This is a genomic window from Winogradskyella sediminis (assembly GCF_003387355.1).
GTDB classification, from domain to species: domain Bacteria; phylum Bacteroidota; class Bacteroidia; order Flavobacteriales; family Flavobacteriaceae; genus Winogradskyella; species Winogradskyella sediminis.
In genome coordinates this window covers 875828-897858 of sequence record NZ_QUNH01000002.1, presented here as the reverse complement: position 1 = coordinate 897858, position 22031 = coordinate 875828, and the positions used below count along the sequence as shown (strand labels likewise).

Sequence of the window (22031 nt, the reverse complement as noted above, 5' to 3'; positions counted from 1 at the left end):
TTTTAAACCTAACTACATCAATTTTAATAAATTAAGTGTATTTAATTAAATTAAATCCATTAAATTTACAGTCCACTAAAAATTATTTAGACCTTATTGAGGATGTTTATTAGGTAAAATTCTAAGCAAAACTTGTAGGTATTTTTTTATATTTTTTGTGACAAACCCCATTGTTTAGTGTCTTATTGTAAAACACAACCTATGAAATTGCCCATTCTAAATCTCATCAATTCTAAGTCAACAAAAAAGAAGGATAACAAAGCCTTAAGTGTATTAGACGAGGCCAGAAAGCACGAAATAGCATTAGAAATTTCTAATGTAGGTGTATGGGATTGGAGTATTCAAAAGAAGAAATCATTTTTCTCTGAAGAATTAAAGAATATAATTAATCTCTCTGGTAACGAACTACGAGACGAACCACAGGCTTGGCGCGAAAGAGTTCATCCGGACGACTTTGATAATTATGTTTCTAAAGTCTATGGACACCTAAGTGGTGAAGATGAACTTTATGAGCACGAATACCGTGTGCGATGTAAACATGGTAATTACAAATGGGTATTAGCCAAAGGAAAAGTTATAGAAAGAGACGCTAATAACGAACCTGTAAGGGCAATTGGAACAGTAATTGACATTACAAATATTAAAAAGCGAAAAGACCTTGTTGCAAAAAATTTGCAGATAATTAGTAGTGAAAATAAGAGGCTTCAGAACTTTACCCATATTGTATCTCATAATTTAAAAACACATATTGGTAATTTTAAAAACATCCTTGAGTTTTATGATGAAGCCCAAGACGCATCTGAGAAGGAAGAGTTAATTGGCCATTTGAGATCCATTTCAGAATCCTTAACCACTACAATTGTTGATCTTGATGACATTATTAGTATAAAATCTAAAGCAGATTTAAACCAGTGTAATGAGCACATTAACTTGCAACAAAGTATTGATAAAATAACGGATAGTCTAAAATTAGATAGTACTAAAAACGAAGTGACCATTAACAATACACTCAGAGCAGACGAAACCCTATATTCAAATCGTTCTTATTTAGAAAGTGTGTTTTACAATATTATATCTAACGGTATTAAATATGCCGATCCGAATAAAAAATCGCAAATTACAATTCAATCTACTCATAATAAAGACACTATAAAAATACTTATTTCTGATAACGGTATTGGTATAGATACTTCTAAATACAAAGATCAGTTGTTTGATATGTACCAAACGTTTCATGGTACAGACCGAAAGGACTCTAGAGGTATTGGACTTTATATTACTAAAACGCAAGTTGAAGCTTTAAACGGAAAAATAGAATTAGAAAGTAAGCTTAATGAGGGTACAACCTTTATTCTTACTTTTAACAAGCAACAGCCACGTGCTGTAGAATAATCCCAAACTCAACTTCTATTGCCAATTCTATTATGGAATTATGTAGTATGACGTTTGAAAACAAGACATAAAAAAAATCCGGTAGTGTACCGGATTTTTTTTATTAATCTATGTTTAGAGATTTATTTAGCAATATTTACTGCTCTTGTCTCTCTAATTACAGTGACTTTAACTTGCCCAGGATAAGTCATATCTGTTTGGATTTTTTGAGAAATCTCGAACGATAAACTTGCAGCTTTGTCATCGGTTACCTTTTCACTTTCTACAATAACGCGCAATTCTCTACCTGCTTGGATAGCGTAAGCTTTCTTTACACCTGTAAATCCGAAGGCAACATCTTCCAAATCTTTAAGACGTTGTATGTAAGAATCTAACACCTGACGTCTTGCACCTGGTCGTGCTCCAGAAATCGCATCACAAACTTGAATAATTGGCGATAACAATGTTGTCATTTCAATTTCGTCGTGGTGTGCTCCAATGGCATTACAAACTTCTGCTTTTTCACCATGTTTCTCTGCCCATTGCATCCCTAATATAGCGTGTGGAGTTTCTACATCTGTTTCAGAGGATGGTACTTTTCCAATATCGTGTAATAGACCTGCTCGTTTGGCTAATTTAGGATTTAAACCAAGTTCTGCAGCCATTACGCCACAAAGTTTTGCCACTTCACGCGAGTGCTGTAATAAGTTTTGCCCATAAGACGAACGGTACTTCATACGTCCTACCATTTTAATCAACTCTGGGTGTAAACCATGAATTCCTAAATCGATAACCGTACGTTTACCAACTTCAATAATTTCTTGCTCTATTTGTTTTTCGGTCTTTTTAACAATCTCTTCAATTCTTGCAGGATGTATTCTTCCATCCGTTACCAATTTGTGTAATGATAAACGTGCTATTTCACGTCTTACAGAATCAAAACACGATAAGATAATGGCTTCTGGAGTATCATCGACTATAATTTCTACACCAGTAGCAGCTTCAATTGCTCTAATATTACGACCTTCTCTACCGATGATTCTACCTTTAACATCATCAGATTCTATATTAAATACAGACACACAGTTATCTACAGCCTCTTCGGTTCCGATACGCTGAATGGTATTAATAATTATCTTTTTAGCTTCTTGTTGCGCAGTTAATTTAGCCTCTTCTACATGGTCTTGTATAAACGCCATGGCATCGGTTTTGGCCTCTTCTTTAAGCGACTCTACCAATTGGCTTTTAGCCTCTTCTGCAGATAGCGATGAAATAACCTCTAGCTGTTTTATTTGATTTTTATGCGCTTTTTCAATTTCCTCTTGTTTCTTATCAAGGAATTCTAATCTAAAGTCGTAATCCTTAATTTTATCTTCGAGAGACTGATTAGACTTTTTAGCCTTACTCAATTCATTAGACACATGAGACTCTTTATCTCTGATGCGTTTTTCGGCTTCAGCCATTTTTTTATCGCGAGATAAAATCACTTTTTCGTGCTCTGATTTTAGCTCAATAAATTTTTCTTTAGCCTGTAGTATTTTATCTTTTTTTATAGATTCTCCATCCGATTTTGCTTGTTTTAAAATCGATTGTGCTTCTAGTTCTGCATTTGCAATTAATTTTGAAGCCTTGCCTTTTTCTAAAGCTTTGGCTATAATATATCCTAGTATTACTCCTATTATTACTCCTCCAACAATATATAAAATTGTGTTAGTGTCCATGTTTATTATTTAGTTTTAGTGTATAAAAAAGCCCACATCAGTTAACGGTTTTGTATAAACTCCTTAAAAACAAGTTTAGGGCTAACAAGCTGATCAAAAATCTGTCTAAGATACTGAATCGAGTTCAGCACTAACAGCACGATTTTACAACTTAAACTCACCCTTTTTAAAGAATTGATCGTTGAGTTTATCAAAAAATGTAACTAATGTAGGCAGTAACCTTAATTTTATTTAAAAGAACGTACGAGTTAGATATGTTGGTTTAAAAGTTCATTTAAAGCTTCAAGCTTTTCTTGTACTTCTTCATTAACATACTCTTTATCTATTGACTTTTGCTCTACTTGAGCCGCAAATTGTAAAGCACACATTGCCAACACATCTTGCTTATCTCTTACAGAGTAATTCTGCTCAAATTGCCCAATCATAACCTCGATTTTTTTCGTGGCCTTACGTAAACCTTCTTCTTGACTTGGGTTTATCGTTAACGGATAAACTCTGTTAGCAATTGAAAGTTTAATTTTTAATTGTTCTGGCATTATAATTTAAATTTACATTATTATTCTGATAATTGCCCTATACAATGGTCAATATCTCTAATAAGTGCATTTATTTTGAGTTTCGTTTCTCGTTTATTTTCGTCACTACCAAGCATTGAATTCGCCATCTTGAGGGTATCATATTTTTCTACCCAAGCAGAAATTTCTTCTTGCTGCTCTAAAAGCCTTTGTTGTTGCTGTTCTAATTGTTCTGAGAGTTTAGCATTAGTCTGTTTTAAAACCTCCTGCTTGTGTAAAATCTTACTGATTTTATTCTCTAACGCATCAACAATGTCTTCTATTTTACTCATTAAAGCAATTCAATACTAATAAAACAAAGTTAACATACCTAAATAAGAAATACAATTCTTTTACATTTATTTTTTATTATTATAAGTTGAAGGGAATTAAATCGTTAATAAAAATAATACGATTTTATAATTTGCAAATCGTTATCAAATTGATATTTTCGCTATAATAGTAGATTTTATGAAGCCAGTTTTTCTTTTTTTTTTAATATCCTGTTCAATTTATGGACAGTCTGAATACCCAAAAGATTATTTTAGACATCCACTAGATATTACCTTAGTGCTTTCTGGCACTTTCGGTGAATTACGCTCTACACATTTTCATGGTGGATTAGACATAAAAACACAGCAGAGAGAAGGTTTAAAAGTATATGCTGCTGCCGAAGGGTATATTAGTAGAATTAAGATTTCGCACTTTGGCTACGGAAAGGCTATATACATTACACATCCTAACGGATATACTACAGTGTATGGTCATCTTCAAAAATTTTCTGAGCGCTTAGAAAACTATATTAAACAATGCCAATATGATAAAGAAAGTTTTGAGGTTGAAGTTTTTCCGCATAGCGAAGAACTAAAAATACATCCTAATGAAGTTATCGCATACTCTGGTAATACAGGAAGTTCTGGTGGACCGCATTTACATTTTGAAATTAGAGACAACCAAGAACGTCCTATCAATCCTTTACTTTTTGGTATGGACGTAAAAGACTCTAAACGACCTTATGTGTCGGGTGTTTTTGCCTATCCTAAAGATGAAAACGCCACTATTAATGGTAAAAATGAAAGAGTGCCTTTACGACTAATTCCGCAAAAAAATGGAGATTATGCTGTTGAAGAGATTAAGGCTTTTGGACATATTGGTTTTGGTGTTATTTCATTTGACAAACAAGATTTGGCTCCAAATAATAATGGAGTAAGCAACATACAAACCTTCTTTAATGGTAATAAAAGTTTAGAAATTGATTTTAAACGTATAAGTTTTGATGAGACTAAACACATTAAACGCCTTTTAGACTATCAGTATTTTATAAGTAGGAAAGCAAAAATTCAAAAACTATTTATTGAACAAAATAATCCTCTAAGTATTTACAAAGATGTGTATGATGACGGCTATGTAAAAGTTGAAGATAGTACATCTTCGGTTTATAAAGTAAGAATTAGGGACTTCAGCCAAAATGAATCTTGGGTTATGATACCCATCGTAGGAAAACATGAAGTGATAGAAAAAGATAGCATCCAAGATCGTTCTAACAAATCACTAGTTCGCAATGATGAAAACACCAAATTAAGCGCAGGAAATTTTACTGTTGATTTCTATAAAAACACCGTGTATGATGATTCTTATATTGATTTTAAAGTAAGTTCAGATACACTCTTTTTAGGAGAAGACGCTATTGCTATGCAGAAGAATTTCTATATTAATTATGACTTAAGTAATTACAAAACCGAGCATCAAGACAAACTGTATGTCGCTAGGTTTTATGGCAGTTATAAAAAACCATATTATGTACCAACCTCTAGAAAAGGCAACACCTTAACTGCCAGAACTAAAGCTTTAGGCACGTATGCTTTAGCGACAGATACCGAACCTCCCTCAATTACACCGATTAACTTTCACGACAAAAAATGGATTAGCAATTACCGCTACCTTAAAGTTAAGATTGATGATAAGTTGACAGGTATAAGCAAATATAGAGCTACGGTTAACGGAAAGTGGATATTAATGGAATACGATTATAAAAAAAATACATTAATACACGATTTTAACGACAATATCGTTAAAGATACTAAGAACGAATTAAAAATAATTGTAACCGATAATGTTGGAAATAGTTCTACATTTGAAGCAACATTTTTTAGAAAATAGATTTATCATGAGTCAAGGGTTTGTTTTTTTTTAAATCTTTGAGTTTTTCCTAACTAAGAAAATTAGAAACATTTGAAGCGCTTACATTTTATAGTCCTTATAAGCTTACTATTTAGTTGGCTTTCTTTTTCGCAATCTGCAATTATTAGAGGTGTCATATTAGACGAAGCTAATTTACCTATTGAAGGAGTCAATATTACAGCAAACACAGGTGAAGGCACTGCGACAAACAGCAATGGTTTTTACGAACTTAAAATTCCATTTGGTGAGGATGTAACAGTTACTTTTACACATGTCTCTCACAAGCGCGTAGAACAAAAATTCAACCTTAAAAACGGACAAGAAATTGAGTACAATCCTGTGATGCTTATTGAAGTAGAACAAATAGCAACGGTAATTATTAACACCAACACAAGACAGTCTGTAGATGGAGTAACATCCATTTCTCCGCAAATGATTAGAACTATAAAAGGAGCACAACCTGGTGTTGAAAATATATTAAAAACCTTACCTGGCGTTAATATCTCTAACGAGTTGAGTACACAATATTCTGTGCGTGGTGGTAATTTTGACGAAAACCTAGTATACGTTAATGAAATTGAAGTATACAGACCATTTTTAATTCGCTCAGGGAATCAAGAAGGTTTAAGCTTTGTAAATACTGATATGGTTCATAATGTCGATTTCTCTGCAGGTGGATTTCAAGCAAAATACGGAGACAAATTATCTTCAGTATTAGATATCACCTATCGAAATCCCGTTGATTTTGGCATTCGTACAGATTTGAGTTTACTAGGTGGAAGCCTTACCGCAGAAACAATTTCAAAGGATGGAAAGTTTTCAGGTATCGCAGGTGTACGTTATAGAGACAATAGTTTATTGTTAAACAGTTTAGAAACGGATGGTAATGTAGAACCGGTATTTGCAGATGCTCAAACGTATTTAACATATCGTTTTTCAAGTAAATTTCATTTAAACTTTCTTGGCAATATTTCTTCTAACAAATACAACTTTCAACCAGAAAACAGACAAACCAATTTCGGAACCTTACAAGATCCTGTAGCATTAATAGTGTTTTATGACGGTCAAGAAAAAGACCAATACCAAACCTATTTTGGTGCCTTTAAAGCCAATTATTTTGCAAATGACGATTTAACCTTAAAGCTTATCGCATCTGCTTATCACACTACAGAACAAGAGTACTTTGACATCTTAGCTCAATACCGTTTAGGTGAAGTAAACACCAATATTGGAGATGAAAATTTAGGCGAAGTTGAATTCAGTGAAGGTATTGGATCGCAATTAACGCATGCACGAAACGATTTAGACGCTTTTATAATTAACGTTGAGCATCGTGGAGATTATAATATTGATGATGAAAGTACTGTAGAATGGTCTGCAAAATACACTCATGAAGATATTAGAGACCGTTTAGTAGAATATGAAGTTATTGATTCTGCCGGATTCTCCATTAGGCCACCGCTTTTTAGTCAGACCAACCCTCAGCCTTACGAACCGTTTTCGGGACCACTGGTAGCCTTTGAGAATACCAGAGCCACCAACCGTGTGCAGATTAATAGGGTTCAAGCTTTTGTACAATATAGTAAACGCACAGATTGGGATGGCAACGAAGTCTTCTACAATGCTGGTGTACGATCGCATACTTGGAATGTCAGTGGAGACGGTATTACAGATAATGACACACAAACCGTAATTAGTCCAAGAGCGCAGTTTGCAATTAAACCAAATTGGGAAAAGGATATGCTTTTTAGAATTGCCTCCGGTTTGTATTATCAACCTCCGTTTTATAGAGAATTAAGAGATTCTGAAGGTGCTGTGCAACCTAATGTAAAAGCACAACAATCGTTTCATGTGGTATTAGGAAATGAATACAGTTTTGAAATATGGAATAGACCTTTTAAATTGGTTAGTGAAGCCTATTATAAAGGAATGACTGACGTTAACCCATATACCATTGAGAATGTTAGAATCCGTTATAGTGCAGACAATAATGCCAAAGCCTATGCGTATGGTTTAGATTTAAGACTGAATGGCGAATTTGTGCCAGGTACAGAGTCTTGGTTTAGTTTTGGCTATTTAAAAACTGAAGAAAATATAGATGATCGCGGTTATATTGCTAGACCAACAGATCAACGCCTCAAGTTTGGTGCGCTGTTTCAAGATTATGTTCCCAATATGCCAGACCTAAAAATGTATTTAAACTTAGTTTACAATACGGGAGTTCCAGGTGGTTCACCAAGCTATGCAGATCCTTATAATTATCAATTGAGGTTACGCGATTATAGACGTGCTGACTTAGGAATTTCATACCAACTTGTGAACCCAGAAAAAACATACAGTTCTAGATGGAAAATGCCATTTAAAGAACTCTCACTTGGATTTGAAATTTATAACATGTTTAACAACCAAAACTCCATAACGAATACGTGGGTTAGAGATGTTTACAGTAAGCAACAGTATGCTATTCCAAATTACTTAACTCCTCGTATTTTTAATGTGCGCTTGTCTGCTCGATTCTAGGTATAGTATTCTGTAAAAACTTTTGCTTATGGTCTTCTAAAGAAAATCAGTTTATTTTCCTATTTTTGAGTCACTAAGGTTCTTTAAGTCATACTTTTAAGCTTGCGTACAAAAAATAAGACATATGAAATTATCCCTCTTTTCATTTCTACTACTGTTGTGTAGTATTTCTTTTGCCCAACTTAGTGTTCAAAATGATGCTTATGTCTTTGTAAAAAAACAATATGTTTATGTTACGGACGACGTTAACATTGATGATGTTGATTCTAAAATATATCTAAGAGACGAAGCACAATTACTTCAAGGTAACGGCACTACTGGTAATTCTGGTCAGGGCGAATTAAGTGTTTATCAAACAGGAACTGTGAATCAATGGAGTTATAATTATTGGTGTTCTCCTGTTGGAAATAACTCACCTGCCTTTGGTAATGAAGACGCACGCGTTAATTTAATTGACGACGCTACAGGATTAACCTCTAGTACAGATGCCTTATTTGTTTCGGGCTATAATGGATCTGCAAGTCCTTTATCTATAGCAAAGCGTTGGCTATGGACCTACCAAATGTCTACGCAATATATTGATTGGGTGTATGTTGGTGCTACAGGAGCTATTAAACCTGGCCTGGGTTTTACTATGAAAGGTAACGGTACAGGGCAAACGGGCAGCCAATTATATGATTTTAGAGGTAAACCCAACAATGGCACCATTACTAATGATGTTGCTAATGGCGTTAATACATTAATAGGTAACCCGTATCCTAGTGCCATAGATGCTGCAGCATTTATTCATGATGATGACAATCAAGCCTCAATTACTGGTACATTGTTATTCTGGGAACAAGATGGCACTATTCCTTCTCATGTGTTAGTAGAATACAGAGGAGGTTATTCTTCATTTACAATAAGTGAAGACGGTTCCACAGTTACTACTGCACCAGCTCAATTTATGACGTACGATGAAGAAGATAACTCGTTTCCTTTACCTGTGCCTTCTTATGGTAGTAAAGTTGCTAAAAGATATATTCCAATCGGACAAGGTTTTATGATAGAAGGCAGAGCTGGCACTCCTTCTGCTCCGGCAACAGTATATACCAAAAATGAACATCGTGTATTTGCTAAAGAATCGGATGGCAATAGTTATTTTTTTAGAAGTAGCAACACGAACTTAACAGAATCCAATACTTCAGTTGGTATTCAGTATCAAGACAACGGCCTTTCTATTGTTCCAGAAGATTATAAACGCTTTAGAATCAACGTAGATTTTACTGTTAACAATGCACACTACACGAGACAATTGGTTTTAAATTTTCACGAATCTGCAACTACAGGATTTGATTATGGCTTAGAACTTATTCGTTCAGAAAGTTTAGCTTCAGATGCTTATTTTTCGTTGGATGAAAACGTATTTTCTGGTCAGGCTTTTCCATTTGAAGAAACACTTACCATTCCATTGGTTATAGACATTGAGCATCAGCAACCACTACGCTTTAGAATATTTGACATTCAGAATTTTAATGAATCTCAAGGTATTTTTATTCATGATAGCATTACAGACACCTATACAAATCTAAGACAGACAGACTACGAACTACATATAAATCCAGGCCATTACAGTGATCGTTTTAGTATCGTATTCACCACAGAAACGCTAGGAATAGAGACGTATAAAGATACGGAATTGACCATATTCCAAGACAATGCGCTTCACCAACTTTCAGTACTAAATCCTCAAAACTTAGATATTGAAACCATTACTATATATGATGTTACAGGAAAACGTATAAACCAATTACATTTTAAGGAAACTCAAGAGCAATACCATGTATCTACAGTCCATTTAATAGACGGAGTCTATGTGGTTAATGTGATTTCCGATTCAGGCAAAACTACAACGTCTCAAAAAATCATTGTAAAAAAATGAGTCGCTAAAATTGTGCTTAATTACTTTCTGCAAATGCCTTTAAAACAGTGACTACGTAATCTAATTCTTCCTTTGTATTAAAAATACTAAACGAAAAGCGCACCGACGGTTGCTTTAATCTATCTTCATTTAAAATTTCGGTTAACACATGCGATTGCTGACTGCTACCACTTTGACAAGCACTTCCTCTTGAGCAAGCAATGCCTTTTAAATCGAGTTGAAACTGCAACATTGGTGCTTTAGATGGAGCAATCGGTAAACACACATTAACTAAGGTGTAGGTGCTATTTGCATGGGTTTCGCAAGTTCCATTAAAACTTACGTGAGGTAAGTATATCTTTAATTGTTGAATAAAATAATCTTTTAACTCCGATACATAAGCTTTATCCTCCTCCAGTTGAGTATAGGCTATCTTTAAGGCTTCGTCCATACCTACAATATTGTGAATAGACTCCGTCCCTGCTCTATAACCGCGCTCTTGTTCTCCACCAAAAATTAAAGGTTTTAATCCAGATTCCTTACGAATAAAACAAAACCCAACCCCTTTGGGACCATGAAATTTATGTGCGCTTGCAGCCATAAAATCAACCTGAATTTCCTGTAAGTCCATTTTGTAATGCCCTACAGATTGAACCATATCTGAATGAAATAAAGCGTTGTAAGATTTACAAAGATTAGCTACCGTTTTGATGTCTAAAATATTGCCAACTTCATTATTTACATGCATTAAACTAACCAAAGGTTTATTAGAAGCTTGTAAAAGTTCTTCTAAATGCGACAAATCAACGTGTCCTCCATCTTTTAAGTCAACGTAATGTATAACGGTATTATACTCTCTCTGTAACTGCTCAGCTGTATGTAAAACGGCATGATGCTCTATTTTGGAAGTAATTATTTCGGTGACTCCTAAATCTCTAACCGCACTTCGTAACGCTAAATTATCTGCTTCAGTACCACCCGAAGTAAATACAATTTCGGAAGCCGACACATTAAAATAAGAAGCAATATTTTTTCGACATTGTTCTAAAAGCGCCTTAGACAAACGCCCAAAACTATGAGTCGACGATGCATTTCCATAACTTTCACTAAGTACTTGTGTCATACGATTTACGACTTCTGGTCGCAAAGCTGTGGTGGCTGCATTATCTAAATATACTGATTTCACGTGTTTACAAATAAATTAATTTAAAGACCATAAAAATTAACGATTCATCATTTTTAATATGATAAAAAGTAAAAATTCGCCTGTTTCTTATTGCAAAAGTATCCTAAATAAAATTATTTAGATAATGGAGCGTTATAATTTTACAAATCCTTTATTTTTGTTGAAAATTGAACCTATGATACGTCGTTTTTTTATACTCTTATGTTTTGCTTTATTTACAACCTGTGATGATGGCGATATTCTAACTGTTGATTTAGAATTTGAAGGAGTACTAGCACAATGCGATAATTTTGAAGACTATCATCTTATTTACGATACCAATAGCGACCCTAATGAAGCGCTTATTTTAATTTTTCCGAAGTCTACCACCAATGATGCTTTATTTACATCGCCAACAACAGTGGGCTCACCTGTAGAGTTAACTATTAACGCATCAACTGTTAGGTTTATATATAGAACTTACAATAGAACAATAACAGCCTCAGATATTTGTGCTATTTTACCGCCTTATGATTTAGCTATTTTAGAAGACTATGAGGCAGAATCTGGAACCATACAAGTGACTTCTACATATGAAGATGATGATAATGATGGAGTGCCAACTGCTTTTGAAGGTGTATCTGGATTACCTAGTGATGATGGAATATATTATGATTCATTAGACACAGACGATGATGGTATACCAGATTATATAGATATAGATGATGATGGTGATAACGTATTAACTAAAAATGAAATTGACGACAGTGACGATGACGACGACCCAACTACTAATCCTTTAGATACCGATGGTGATGGCACTCCAGATTATATAGACAAAGATGATGATGGAGATCTAATTTTAACACGGTATGAAGATACCAACGGTGAAAATGGACCTGGAGATGACCGCGTATCGGTTAATGGAGTTTTGGTCGCTCATTATCTAAATGATGAGGAAAGTATTGCCTATATCCCAGACCCTAACGAAGATTATATTGCGTTTACAAATGAATTTACAAGAACTGTAGAAACTCATTTTATTATCACTGATATAGATTTAGAAATCTTAAGAAGTACTATCATTGATATGGGAACACGCACGACAGTGTTATCTAGTGATGACTTTCTAGATTAAGGATCTACGTTCTGAAAAACACGAACCTCTGTAGCACCTAAACCGTAAGTTTTATAGTCGGCATCATAAAACGTAACATTGTTATAACGACTAAAAAGGGTTTCTAACTCTTGGCGCAGTACACCTTCTCCTACTCCATGTATAAATACAATTTTAGGAATTCGTTTTCTAATAGCAAATTCTAATTGTCCTCGGGCTGTATCTAATTGTAAGTTCAGCATGTCATAATTAGACATGCCTTTAGATGATTTTGTTAAATGATGAATGTGTAAATCTACTTCAAACTTTGGAGCATGACGTTCCTTAGGTTTTATAGTCGGAGCTGACTTTCTTTTCTTAGATTCTTTTTCCTTTTTTACAGCTTCAAAATCGGTATTATAAACAGCTGTTTCCAATGAGTTTCCTGAAGCTGTTAACATAAGTTCATGTTTTTCAAATTGAAAATCAAAACCATTAGAATCTTCAACCGAAATCACATCTCCAGTAATGTTTGTAATCACTCCCGAAATGGCATCATCAATAGTTTCTACGGTATCACCAACTCTAAATTTCATCTTCTTTTTCTGTTTTTATAAACGACTCTTCTTCTTTATCAAATTTACTCGGTATGTTTCTAGATGTTCTATAAATCCCGAAAACCAACAATACAATCCCTCCTATTAAAATATAGGTATTTTGTTGCTCTTGTGCTTGGGCATAAATGGCAATACTACCACCTACCACTATACAAATCAAATTAAGGAGTCTAGATATGTTCATATTATAATATTTATACAAAACACAAAAATAAGGTATAGAAAAATAGTAACCGCAATAACAAAAGTTTTTAGCAAATTGTTAATTTAGCAAAATGTTACTACTTGCCAAAGGCCTCGATGATTATATGTTACCATGCTTATGGAAGCAAACCTTCAATATTGATTGTATGGGTTGCGGCATGCAACGTTCTATATCTTTAATTTTAAAAGGTGAATTTGTTGCAGCCTTCTTCATGTATCCTGCTATTTACTCGCTAATTGCACTTTTTTCTTATCTTTTATTACATCTAAAATTTCAATTTAAAAATGGTCATCGCATAATTTTTGGGCTTTTTTTATTAAATATTAGTATTATTGTAATAAGTTTTATCATAAAAACCTTTTTAACCAACTAAAAACAACTAACAATGGAGAAACAACAAATACCAAATGGTACACTAGTACTAATCATGGGAATTTTATCAATTATTGGATGCTGTTGTTACGGTGTTCCTGGATTAATTTTTGGAATCGTAGCAATAATACTTGGCGGCAAAGCTACAAAAGTATATATGGAAGCTCCTGAAAATTATTCAGGTTTCGGAAATGTAAAAGCTGGTAGAATAATGGGAATTATTGGTGTCGTACTAAGTGTATTAATGGTCGCTTACATTTTATGGATTATCTCTTATTTTGGATGGGAAACTTTACAAAACCAAGAGTTAATGCAAGAAAAAATGCAAGAAATGATGGCGCAATAGTCCGATCTCTATACAAATAAAAAAAGCGATTTTCTTTACTGAAAATCGCTTTTTTTTATGAATTCTACTTTTAGTCGCTATTATTCAAATTCCTTTAAGGTCTTTGTTATAATAGATACGCAATCTAATAATTGCTCTTTTGTCATAACTAAAGGTGGTGCAAAGCGAATAATATTACCATGTGTTGGTTTTGCTAACAAGCCATTGTCTCTTAATCTTAGACAGATATTCCAAGCTGTATCACTGTCTTCACTATCATTAATTAAAATAGCATTTAACAATCCTTTACCTCTTACCGCATTCACAATAGAACTTGTTTCAATAAACTGGGATAACTCTGATCTAAATAATTGTCCTAAATCTTCAGCATTGTTTGCTAAATCTTCATTTTTTATAACCTCTAAGGCCGCAATTGCTACAGCAGCAGCAATAGGATTTCCGCCAAATGTACTTCCGTGATTTCCAGGTTTAATCACATTCATCACATGATTATTAGCCAAAACCGCAGAGACAGGATAAGCACCACCAGATAAGGCTTTACCTAAAATTAAGATATCTGGTTTTACGTTTTCATGATCAACAGCTAACATTTTACCTGTTCTTGCAATACCTGTTTGCACTTCGTCTGCAATAAACAACACGTTGTATTTTTCACATATAGCTTTTGCTTTAGACAAATAGCCTTCACTTGGAACATACACACCAGCTTCACCCTGAATTGGTTCTACCAAAAAGCCAGCAACATTCTTATTATTACTTAGTGTTTGTTCTAACGCTTCTAAATTATCGTATTCAATTTTAATAAAACCATTGGTATAAGGTCCAAAGTTTTTACGTGCTATAGGATCGTTACTAAACGAAATGATTGTTGTTGTTCTTCCGTGGAAGTTGTTTTCACAAACCACAATCTCAGCTTCATTTTCATCAATTCCTTTCACTTCATAAGCCCATTTTCTACACAGTTTTAGAGCTGTTTCTACAGCTTCGGCACCTGTATTCATTGGTAAAAGCTTATCGAAATTAAATGTTTCGGAAGCATATTTTTCATACTTCCCTAACATATCGTTATAAAATGCACGCGATGTTAAAGTTAGTGTTTGTGCTTGCTCTGTCATCGCTGCTACAATTTTAGGATGACAATGCCCTTGATTAACCGCAGAGTAAGCCGATAAAAAATCGTAATATTTTTTACCCTCTACATCCCAAACATATACACCTTCTCCTTTACTTAATACTACAGGAAGCGGATGATAGTTATGAGCTCCATATTTGTTTTCTAAATCTATCGCTTGTTGCGATGTTAATTGGTCTAAAACAGCCATTTTAAAAATAATTTAATAAATGAATAAAATATCCATTCCTTATCTACCTTTATCCTTTCGAAGTGTCCGAAAATTCAGCGTGGGAAAGAAATCATCCCTAAGAACACGCAATTTACAAAGAATCTTTCTGACTTTAATACATACACCCAAATTTTGTAAGCCTATAATGCATTGGCAAAAAAATGAGTAACTAACGTCTATATTTATAGCGCGCAGCTCTTATAAATAAGCTCGTAACATAAGCTTCAAAATGTTTTCTATTACGATTAAGTATTAAACTTCAGTATTCAAAGTATAATGAGCTGAACTATTTGCAAAATTGCACCTATATTTGCACTCAAATTCTAATAAAAAAATGCCAAAAAGAGAACGGAATAAATTTGTAAAACGCGGACAAATCATAGAGATTTTAATAGAAGACTACGCCTTTGGTGGAAAAGGTATTGGCCGCATTAGAAACGAACATGGTGAATTTGTTGTTTTTGTTCCGAATACCTTACCAGGTCAATTGGTAAGAGGGCAGGTAAAAAAAACCAGTAAAAAATACGCCGAGTGTAAACTTTTTGAAGTCCTAAAACCCTCTGAAGACGAAATTGATATGCCGTACCAAAGTATTCCTGGCGCACCATATATCAATTTACCAATAGAAAAGCAGCACAATTACAAAAAGCAAAGTACCTTAGAATTATTTAAGCGCATTGGTAAAGTAGCCGATATTGAAGATAAATTCGACGAGTTTGTAACCTCTCCTAACACCTTTCATTACAGAAACAAAATGGAATATGCATTTTCTGCTATTGGTTACGATCACGAATTAAAAACAGATGTAGATGAGTTTACACTAGGTTTTAAAAAGCGTGGCACATGGTGGTGCGGAGACGATCTAAAAAAAGACTCCGGTTTATTTGATGCCGAATTTGAAAATCATCTTAAAGATATTAAAGCTTATTGTATTAATACCGAATTAGCACCTTGGCACCCACCTAAACGCGAAGGCTTCTTTAGATATTTTGTAGTTAGAAAATCGTATAAGACCAATCAGTTATTATTTAACTTAGTAACCACTTCTTATGATTTGCCTCAATTTGATTTAGATAAATTTGCCAACTTTTTAGTTGAATTATTTGGAGATCGTGTTGCGGGATTATTACACACTATCAATGATGAAACTGGCGATAGAACCATTGCCACAACTGGACAAATTTCTTTGGTATATGGAGATGATAAAATAGTTGAAGAACTATTAGGTTTAAATTTTGAAATTAGCATGAAAAGCTTTTTTCAAACCAATCCTAAATGTGCAGAACGATTATATTCTAAAGTTGTAGAATATGCCTTAGAAAATAAAGAAGCCATTGACAATACGGTTGTATTAGATTTGTTTTGTGGTACCGGAACCATAGGTCAAATTATAGCAAATAGAGCTGAAAACACTAAAATTGTTGGTGTAGACATTGTTGCAGCTGCCATTAAAGATGCTAAAGAAAATGCCAAAAGAAATCACATTGAAGGTTTAAAGTTTTACGCAGCTGATGTTGGAAAGTTTCTTACCGAACATCCTGAATACACCAATAAAATCCGAACTATTATTTTAGATCCAGCCAGAGCTGGCATAGCACCCAAAACTCTTAAAAAAATAATAAACCTTAATGCAGAACGTTTGGTTTATGTATCTTGTAATCCGGCAACACAAGCCAGAGATACAGAGCAATTAATGGAGGCAGGATACCAAATAAAAAAAATGAGTTTGGTCGATCAGTTTCCACATACAGCACATATCGAAACAGTTGTATTATTTGAAAAAGGCTAAAGATTTTTGCTGAAAGGCCAATTTATTAACAACTAGCTGTTTTAATAAGTGTGCTATTTTGTGAATAGTTGAAGTGTATTTTTGAACACGATTAACGCTTCAGAAAACACTTAAAAAATAATAAACGATAGAAAAAGATTAAATAAACGAATCTCATTGATTCCATGAAAACATTATTTCAAAAAAAATATGGTATCACATTGCTAATTAGCCTTGTAGCCATAACTACTTTACAAAACTGTGAGCGCGATGATATTTGTGCTGCAACAACCCAAACGACACCAAGACTCATTGTAGAATTTTATGATGCTACTGATACCGACGAATTATTAAATGTATCACGTATTACAGTATATCGCGACGGAATTTTTACAGATGAAAATGGTGTAACTACAGAGCCAACCGAAGCGTCCGATAAAATAATCACTACTTATAATGATGAGGATTCTTATGTCTTTAATGTTACCAGCAATAAAATAGCATTACCATTGTTAGTTGGCGCTGAAGGACAACCACCAATTACTGTACGTTATGTGTTAGAGAAAGATACCAATTTAAGAATTGAAGATGACGATCCACTTACAAATTCTAATATAGATATTATAGAAATCACTTACAATACTGAGTTTGTATATGTTTCAAGAGCATGTGGTTATTCTAGTAATTTTAACAGCTTAGGTGTTCAAAGAATTACAGACTCAGACCAATGGATTACCAATATAGAAATCGAAGAAACCACTCAAGCAAGTATAAAAGATGAAAACACAACACATGTACGCATCTATCATTAGAAGCGTCATCCTATTGCTGTTGTTTTCTACAATAGCTTTGGCACAAGAGGAGACAAAAACGGTGAACGATACTTTAGTTTTTAAACAAAAGTATGGTCTTAGAATTGGAACTGATATAAGCAAACTCGCCCGTACTTTTTTATCTGATGACTATACCGGTTTTGAACTTATTGGAGATTATCGACTTACAAAGCGTATTTACATCGCTGGAGAACTCGGAAATGAAGAACGAATTCTAGAAAACGAGGTATTACATAATACCACCAAAGGAAGCTATTTTAAAGCAGGAATTGATATGAATTTTTATCAAAACTGGCTTGATATGGAAAATATGATTTACGGAGGCATTCGTATTGGTGCTAGTACATTTACACAAACTCTAAACAGTTATACCATCTATGATATTAATAATCAATATTGGGATGGACGCTATACTGTTGAAAACAGTGAAGAGTTTAGTGGTTTAACGGCGTTATGGACAGAATTACAAATTGGATTAAAAGCAGAAATATTTAATAACTTCTTCGCAGGTTTTAACGTTCAACTTAAAGTATTAATTTCTGACAAAGCACCTGGAGATTACGAAAACTTATATGTTCCAGGTTATAATAGAACTTACGACAGTAGTAGGTTTGGAGGAGGCTATGGCTTTAATTTATCTTATCTAGTTCCTATCTTTAAAAAAGATAAAATTATAATTCAGGAAAAAGAAGCTGAGGAATAGTTGTTAATTGTTAGGAAATTAATTCAATGAAATGAACTATTCAACAAAAATTTTTATCTTTTATTATCAATTAAATTCTAAAAGATAAAGACGCTGTTACCAATTTTATTGATGTAAAACACTCCACATTAATTACTTGGCTAGAACATCAATAGGACCACCTATGGCCTGAAGGACCAGATGGCAAATGGACAACAGATCAACATACAAACATATTAAAAGCAAAGTATAGTAATATCTCAAGCAATTCAAATTAGCTTTTATATAAAATATAACCTTTCTAGCTTGGAGTAAATTCTATAATAACATTTTCAAATTCAGTTCTAAATTTATAGCTCAGCTCCATTAAAGTGATTTTAATCTAGAAAACCTCATTCTTTGTATTGACCTTAAGGTTATTAAATTAAAAATAATAACTATTATATTTTTTTCTATTAAAATTTAAACTACATTTGAACCGCTTAAATCAACCTTTTGTCGATAAAACAAGCATATTAACCAAATTTAAAAACCTACTTTATGAAACCAACCAAATTGGCTAGCGCGTACACGTTGCGGTTAAGCCCAAGATCTCTTTTACTCTTAGGAGCGCTTATTTCAAGCTTCAATTATATGGAGGCTCAAGACACCGTAGTTGCCGCAGGTGGCGATATCACAGGTACAGGTGGTAGTGTTAACTATTCTGTTGGACAAGTTGTGCAGAATACCACAACAGATGGCGACATCTCTGCTTTTCAAGGTATTCAATTCTATTTTGAAGACCAAACACTCACCGTAGTCGATGTTAAAACCAATTTAGAAATCACTACTTATCCTAATCCAACAGCATCTCAACTAAACATTACTATTGATGATTTTAAACCCAATACGCTTACGTACAAAATGTATAACGTACTAGGTCAATTGGTAACCCAAGGAAAAGTTGCTGCTAAAACTACCACAATTAATGTAGATCAATTAGAAATAGCAACCTATTTACTTCAAATTGAAAACACTACAAACCAAACATCCCAAATCTTTAAAATAATTAAAAACTAACCGAAATGAAAAAAATTACTTTAATTCTTATTTTGATAGCCACATCATTAACCGCTATGGCACAAGCCCCAGATAAAATTAGTTATCAAGCGATAGTAAGAAACAGTAGTGACCAAATATTAGCCAATCAGAATATAGGCATTAAAATTAGCCTTTTAGAAGGATCTACTAATGGTAATGCGATCTATGTTGAAACACAAAACCCTACTACAAATAATAACGGTTTATTGTCTATTGAGATAGGTACCGGAACTAATACCACTGGTATTTTTAGTGATATTGATTGGGGAAGCAATTTATATTTTATTAAAACTGAAATCGACCCTACAGGAGGAACGAACTATACCATAACAGGAATTAGTCAATTAATGAGTGTACCCTATGCCTTATATGCAAAAACATCTGGTAGTTCTATTCCTGGTCCTATAGGTGAAACAGGCGCTACAGGACCTCAAGGACCAACTGGACCTGAAGGACCTGCTGGTGAAACTGGCGCTACGGGACCTCAAGGACCAACTGGACCTGAAGGACCTGCTGGTGAAACTGGTGCTACAGGACCTCAAGGACCAACTGGACCTGAAGGACCTGCTGGTGAAACTGGTGCTATAGGACCTCAAGGACCAACTGGACCTGAAGGACCTGCTGGTGAAACTGGTGCTATAGGACCTCAAGGACCAACTGGACCTGAAGGACCTGCTGGTGAAACTGGTGCTATAGGACCTCAAGGACCAACTGGACCTGAAGGACCTGCTGGTGAAACTGGTGCTACAGGACCTCAAGGACCAACTGGACCTGAAGGACCTGCTGGTGAAACTGGTGCTACGGGACCTCAAGGACCAACTGGACCTGAAGGACCTGCTGGTGAAACTGGTGCTACGGGACCTCAAGGACCAACTGGACCTGCAGGACCTGCTGGTGAAACTGGTGCTACGGGACCTCAAGGACCAACTGGACCTGCAGGAGCAGATGGCGCTGATGGCGGAAATTACACAGTCACTGTAGTAAGTTCTAATACAACTATCACTACAGAAAGTCAAATTGTTATAAGCTCTGGTACAATGACATTAACTTTACCAGCAACTCCTCAAGAAGGTCAAATTGTATATATTTATCATGAAGGTAATACGGTCTTAAATGCAAACGGAAAAAGCTTAAAAGCTGCTGGCGCTATAATCCCAGATCCCTTGACATTAACCGGCAGCACAGTGCAACTTATTTATCTAAGCGGTTCATGGTATGCCCTATAAACAAAGACTTATATAAATAAATAAAAAAGGTGTATAAATAATTTATACACCTTTTTCATTTTAAAACAGCTTTTTGGTTTTGTTTATTGTAAATAGTTTAAAACATTAGTTTCAATTCTATTATGTATATCTGACACATCTGCTTTCACAAAAGTTTCACCTGTGATCTGTTCAAATAACTCAATATAACGCTCACTTACAGACTGCACATAAGCATTACTCATTTCTGGAAGTGTTTGTCCTTCTAAACCTTGAAATCCGTTAGAAATAAGCCACTGCCTCACAAACTCTTTAGACAATTGCTTCTGAGCCTCACCTCTATCTTGACGTTCTTGATAACCTTCTGCATAGAAATAACGCGAAGAATCTGGTGTATGAATTTCATCAATTAAAACAATTCTACCGTCTTTAGTTTTTCCAAATTCGTATTTGGTATCCACCAAAATTAAGCCTCGATTTGCAGCAATTTCTGTTCCACGTTGAAATAATTTTCTGGTATAATCTTCAAGAATCATATAATCCGCTTCAGAAACAATGCCTTTTTTCAAAATATCTTCTCTAGAGATATCTTCATCGTGATCACCCATTTCAGCTTTTGTAGCTGGTGTAATAATAGGTTCTGGGAATCTGTCATTTTCTTTTATACCTTCTGGCATAGCAACTCCACAGAGCACACGCTTCCCTAATTTATATTCTCTTGCTGCATGGCCAGACATATAACCACGAATTACCATTTCCACTTTAAATGGCTCACAAAGCTCTCCGACAGCCACATTAGGATCTGGAGTCGCTTGCAACCAATTAGGGACTATATCTTCCGTCTCCTCCATCATTTTTGTAGCAATCTGATTTAAAATTTGCCCTTTGTAAGGAATCCCTTTTGGCATTACCACATCAAAAGCACTTAAACGATCGGTTGCAACCATTACCAATTGCTCGTCATTAATATTATAAACGGCTCTTACTTTTCCTTTATAAAAACTCTTTTGATTTGGAAAATTGAAATTGGTTTCTATTATGGTGTTCATGATATCATCATTTATTTTGAACT

Annotated in this window: 20 protein-coding genes and 1 other RNA gene; 12 read left to right on the top strand and 9 right to left on the bottom strand. The window is 34.4% G+C overall.

Annotated elements, in window-relative coordinates; all coding sequences use genetic code 11:
* The first annotated feature begins 201 nt into the window (after positions 1-201).
* Complete coding sequence (locus C8N41_RS11365; protein ID WP_115839345.1) at positions 202-1392, top strand: sensor histidine kinase; 1191 nt, start codon at positions 202-204, stop codon at positions 1390-1392.
* 122 nt (positions 1393-1514) lie between these two features.
* On the opposite strand, the gene rny is transcribed toward C8N41_RS11365, so the two are convergent.
* From rny to C8N41_RS11345, 4 genes are all read right to left on the bottom strand, one after another.
* Positions 1515-3092, bottom strand: a complete 1578-nt coding sequence (gene rny / locus C8N41_RS11360) for a ribonuclease Y (protein ID WP_115839344.1) — start codon at positions 3090-3092, stop codon at positions 1515-1517.
* 56 nt (positions 3093-3148) lie between these two features.
* Positions 3149-3279, bottom strand: a non-coding RNA gene (gene ssrS / locus C8N41_RS11355) — 6S RNA.
* 61 nt (positions 3280-3340) lie between these two features.
* A complete protein-coding gene (locus tag C8N41_RS11350) occupies positions 3341-3628 on the bottom strand; it encodes a cell division protein ZapA (protein WP_092447274.1) in 288 nt (95 codons plus the stop codon).
* 20 nt (positions 3629-3648) lie between these two features.
* Positions 3649-3939: a hypothetical protein gene (locus C8N41_RS11345; RefSeq protein ID WP_092447273.1), complete on the bottom strand. Its 291-nt coding sequence runs from the start codon at positions 3937-3939 to the stop codon at positions 3649-3651.
* A 178-nt stretch (positions 3940-4117) separates the two neighbouring features.
* On the opposite strand from C8N41_RS11345, the gene C8N41_RS11340 reads away from it, so the two are divergent.
* The 3 genes from C8N41_RS11340 to C8N41_RS11330 all read left to right on the top strand — a co-directional run bounded on the left by C8N41_RS11340 (position 4118) and on the right by C8N41_RS11330 (position 10268).
* Complete coding sequence (locus C8N41_RS11340; protein ID WP_115839343.1) at positions 4118-5806, top strand: M23 family metallopeptidase; 1689 nt, start codon at positions 4118-4120, stop codon at positions 5804-5806.
* Positions 5807-5878: 72 nt separating this feature from the next.
* Positions 5879-8347: a TonB-dependent receptor gene (locus tag C8N41_RS11335; protein ID WP_115839342.1), complete on the top strand. Its 2469-nt coding sequence runs from the start codon at positions 5879-5881 to the stop codon at positions 8345-8347.
* Positions 8348-8471: 124 nt separating this feature from the next.
* Positions 8472-10268: a T9SS type A sorting domain-containing protein gene (locus tag C8N41_RS11330; protein ID WP_115839341.1), complete on the top strand. Its 1797-nt coding sequence runs from the start codon at positions 8472-8474 to the stop codon at positions 10266-10268.
* 16 nt (positions 10269-10284) lie between these two features.
* On the opposite strand, the gene C8N41_RS11325 is transcribed toward C8N41_RS11330, so the two are convergent.
* Positions 10285-11433: a cysteine desulfurase family protein gene (locus C8N41_RS11325; protein ID WP_092447269.1), complete on the bottom strand. Its 1149-nt coding sequence runs from the start codon at positions 11431-11433 to the stop codon at positions 10285-10287.
* A gap of 175 nt (positions 11434-11608) precedes the next feature.
* On the opposite strand from C8N41_RS11325, the gene C8N41_RS11320 reads away from it, so the two are divergent.
* Positions 11609-12550: a hypothetical protein gene (locus tag C8N41_RS11320; RefSeq protein ID WP_147298955.1), complete on the top strand. Its 942-nt coding sequence runs from the start codon at positions 11609-11611 to the stop codon at positions 12548-12550.
* Here C8N41_RS11320 and C8N41_RS11315 read toward each other — a convergent pair.
* Positions 12547-13104, bottom strand: coding sequence for a Smr/MutS family protein (locus C8N41_RS11315; RefSeq protein ID WP_115839339.1), 558 nt, complete (start codon positions 13102-13104; stop codon positions 12547-12549). The genes C8N41_RS11320 and C8N41_RS11315 overlap by 4 nt on opposite strands.
* Positions 13094-13309, bottom strand: coding sequence for a hypothetical protein (locus tag C8N41_RS11310; RefSeq protein WP_092447266.1), 216 nt, complete (start codon positions 13307-13309; stop codon positions 13094-13096). The genes C8N41_RS11315 and C8N41_RS11310 overlap by 11 nt, the downstream gene beginning before the upstream one ends.
* 91 nt (positions 13310-13400) lie before the next feature.
* On the opposite strand from C8N41_RS11310, the gene C8N41_RS11305 reads away from it, so the two are divergent.
* Entirely contained in the window at positions 13401-13703 is a 303-nt protein-coding gene (locus tag C8N41_RS11305; protein ID WP_115839338.1) for a DUF2752 domain-containing protein, read from the top strand.
* Positions 13704-13715: 12 nt separating this feature from the next.
* Complete coding sequence (locus tag C8N41_RS11300) at positions 13716-14048, top strand: CCC motif membrane protein (protein WP_092447264.1); 333 nt, start codon at positions 13716-13718, stop codon at positions 14046-14048.
* An 80-nt stretch (positions 14049-14128) separates the two neighbouring features.
* On the opposite strand, the gene rocD is transcribed toward C8N41_RS11300, so the two are convergent.
* Positions 14129-15370: an ornithine--oxo-acid transaminase gene (gene rocD, locus C8N41_RS11295; protein WP_092447263.1), complete on the bottom strand. Its 1242-nt coding sequence runs from the start codon at positions 15368-15370 to the stop codon at positions 14129-14131.
* A 355-nt stretch (positions 15371-15725) separates the two neighbouring features.
* On the opposite strand from rocD, the gene rlmD reads away from it, so the two are divergent.
* From rlmD to C8N41_RS17235, 5 genes are all read left to right on the top strand, one after another.
* Positions 15726-17180, top strand: coding sequence for a 23S rRNA (uracil(1939)-C(5))-methyltransferase RlmD (gene rlmD, locus C8N41_RS11290; RefSeq protein WP_115839337.1), 1455 nt, complete (start codon positions 15726-15728; stop codon positions 17178-17180).
* 164 nt (positions 17181-17344) lie between these two features.
* Positions 17345-17971: a DUF6452 family protein gene (locus C8N41_RS11285; protein ID WP_115839336.1), complete on the top strand. Its 627-nt coding sequence runs from the start codon at positions 17345-17347 to the stop codon at positions 17969-17971.
* On the top strand, positions 17937-18695 hold the full coding sequence (locus C8N41_RS11280; RefSeq protein ID WP_249033269.1) for a DUF6048 family protein: 759 nt from the start codon (positions 17937-17939) through the stop codon (positions 18693-18695). The genes C8N41_RS11285 and C8N41_RS11280 overlap by 35 nt, the downstream gene beginning before the upstream one ends.
* A gap of 519 nt (positions 18696-19214) precedes the next feature.
* A complete protein-coding gene (locus C8N41_RS11275; protein ID WP_115839334.1) occupies positions 19215-19733 on the top strand; it encodes a T9SS type A sorting domain-containing protein in 519 nt (172 codons plus the stop codon).
* A 5-nt stretch (positions 19734-19738) separates the two neighbouring features.
* The gene (locus C8N41_RS17235; RefSeq protein WP_317124577.1) at positions 19739-20980 is read left to right on the top strand and encodes a collagen-like domain-containing protein; all 1242 of its coding nucleotides are present in this window, start codon (positions 19739-19741) and stop codon (positions 20978-20980) included.
* Positions 20981-21063: 83 nt separating this feature from the next.
* Here the strand turns inward: C8N41_RS17235 and C8N41_RS11265 are convergent, their stop codons facing one another.
* Positions 21064-22008: a phosphoribosylaminoimidazolesuccinocarboxamide synthase gene (locus tag C8N41_RS11265; protein ID WP_115839333.1), complete on the bottom strand. Its 945-nt coding sequence runs from the start codon at positions 22006-22008 to the stop codon at positions 21064-21066.
* Positions 22009-22031 lie beyond the last annotated feature (23 nt).

What these genes read in the sequence shown, in the direction of transcription:
- C8N41_RS11265 (WP_115839333.1), bottom strand. Translation starts at nt 22,008, where the DNA reads ATGAACACCATAATAGAAACCAATTTCAATTTTCCAAATCAAAAGAGT.
- C8N41_RS11320 (WP_147298955.1), top strand. Translation starts at nt 11,609, where the DNA reads ATGATACGTCGTTTTTTTATACTCTTATGTTTTGCTTTATTTACAACC.
- rlmD (WP_115839337.1), top strand. Translation starts at nt 15,726, where the DNA reads ATGCCAAAAAGAGAACGGAATAAATTTGTAAAACGCGGACAAATCATA.
- C8N41_RS11310 (WP_092447266.1), bottom strand. Translation starts at nt 13,309, where the DNA reads ATGAACATATCTAGACTCCTTAATTTGATTTGTATAGTGGTAGGTGGT.
- C8N41_RS17235 (WP_317124577.1), top strand. Translation starts at nt 19,739, where the DNA reads ATGAAAAAAATTACTTTAATTCTTATTTTGATAGCCACATCATTAACC.
- rocD (WP_092447263.1), bottom strand. Translation starts at nt 15,370, where the DNA reads ATGGCTGTTTTAGACCAATTAACATCGCAACAAGCGATAGATTTAGAA.
- rny (WP_115839344.1), bottom strand. Translation starts at nt 3,092, where the DNA reads ATGGACACTAACACAATTTTATATATTGTTGGAGGAGTAATAATAGGA.
- C8N41_RS11350 (WP_092447274.1), bottom strand. Translation starts at nt 3,628, where the DNA reads ATGCCAGAACAATTAAAAATTAAACTTTCAATTGCTAACAGAGTTTAT.
- C8N41_RS11305 (WP_115839338.1), top strand. Translation starts at nt 13,401, where the DNA reads ATGTTACTACTTGCCAAAGGCCTCGATGATTATATGTTACCATGCTTA.
- C8N41_RS11315 (WP_115839339.1), bottom strand. Translation starts at nt 13,104, where the DNA reads ATGAAATTTAGAGTTGGTGATACCGTAGAAACTATTGATGATGCCATT.
- C8N41_RS11285 (WP_115839336.1), top strand. Translation starts at nt 17,345, where the DNA reads ATGAAAACATTATTTCAAAAAAAATATGGTATCACATTGCTAATTAGC.
- C8N41_RS11300 (WP_092447264.1), top strand. Translation starts at nt 13,716, where the DNA reads ATGGAGAAACAACAAATACCAAATGGTACACTAGTACTAATCATGGGA.
- C8N41_RS11330 (WP_115839341.1), top strand. Translation starts at nt 8,472, where the DNA reads ATGAAATTATCCCTCTTTTCATTTCTACTACTGTTGTGTAGTATTTCT.
- C8N41_RS11365 (WP_115839345.1), top strand. Translation starts at nt 202, where the DNA reads ATGAAATTGCCCATTCTAAATCTCATCAATTCTAAGTCAACAAAAAAG.
- C8N41_RS11275 (WP_115839334.1), top strand. Translation starts at nt 19,215, where the DNA reads ATGAAACCAACCAAATTGGCTAGCGCGTACACGTTGCGGTTAAGCCCA.
- C8N41_RS11345 (WP_092447273.1), bottom strand. Translation starts at nt 3,939, where the DNA reads ATGAGTAAAATAGAAGACATTGTTGATGCGTTAGAGAATAAAATCAGT.
- C8N41_RS11340 (WP_115839343.1), top strand. Translation starts at nt 4,118, where the DNA reads ATGAAGCCAGTTTTTCTTTTTTTTTTAATATCCTGTTCAATTTATGGA.
- C8N41_RS11280 (WP_249033269.1), top strand. Translation starts at nt 17,937, where the DNA reads ATGAAAACACAACACATGTACGCATCTATCATTAGAAGCGTCATCCTA.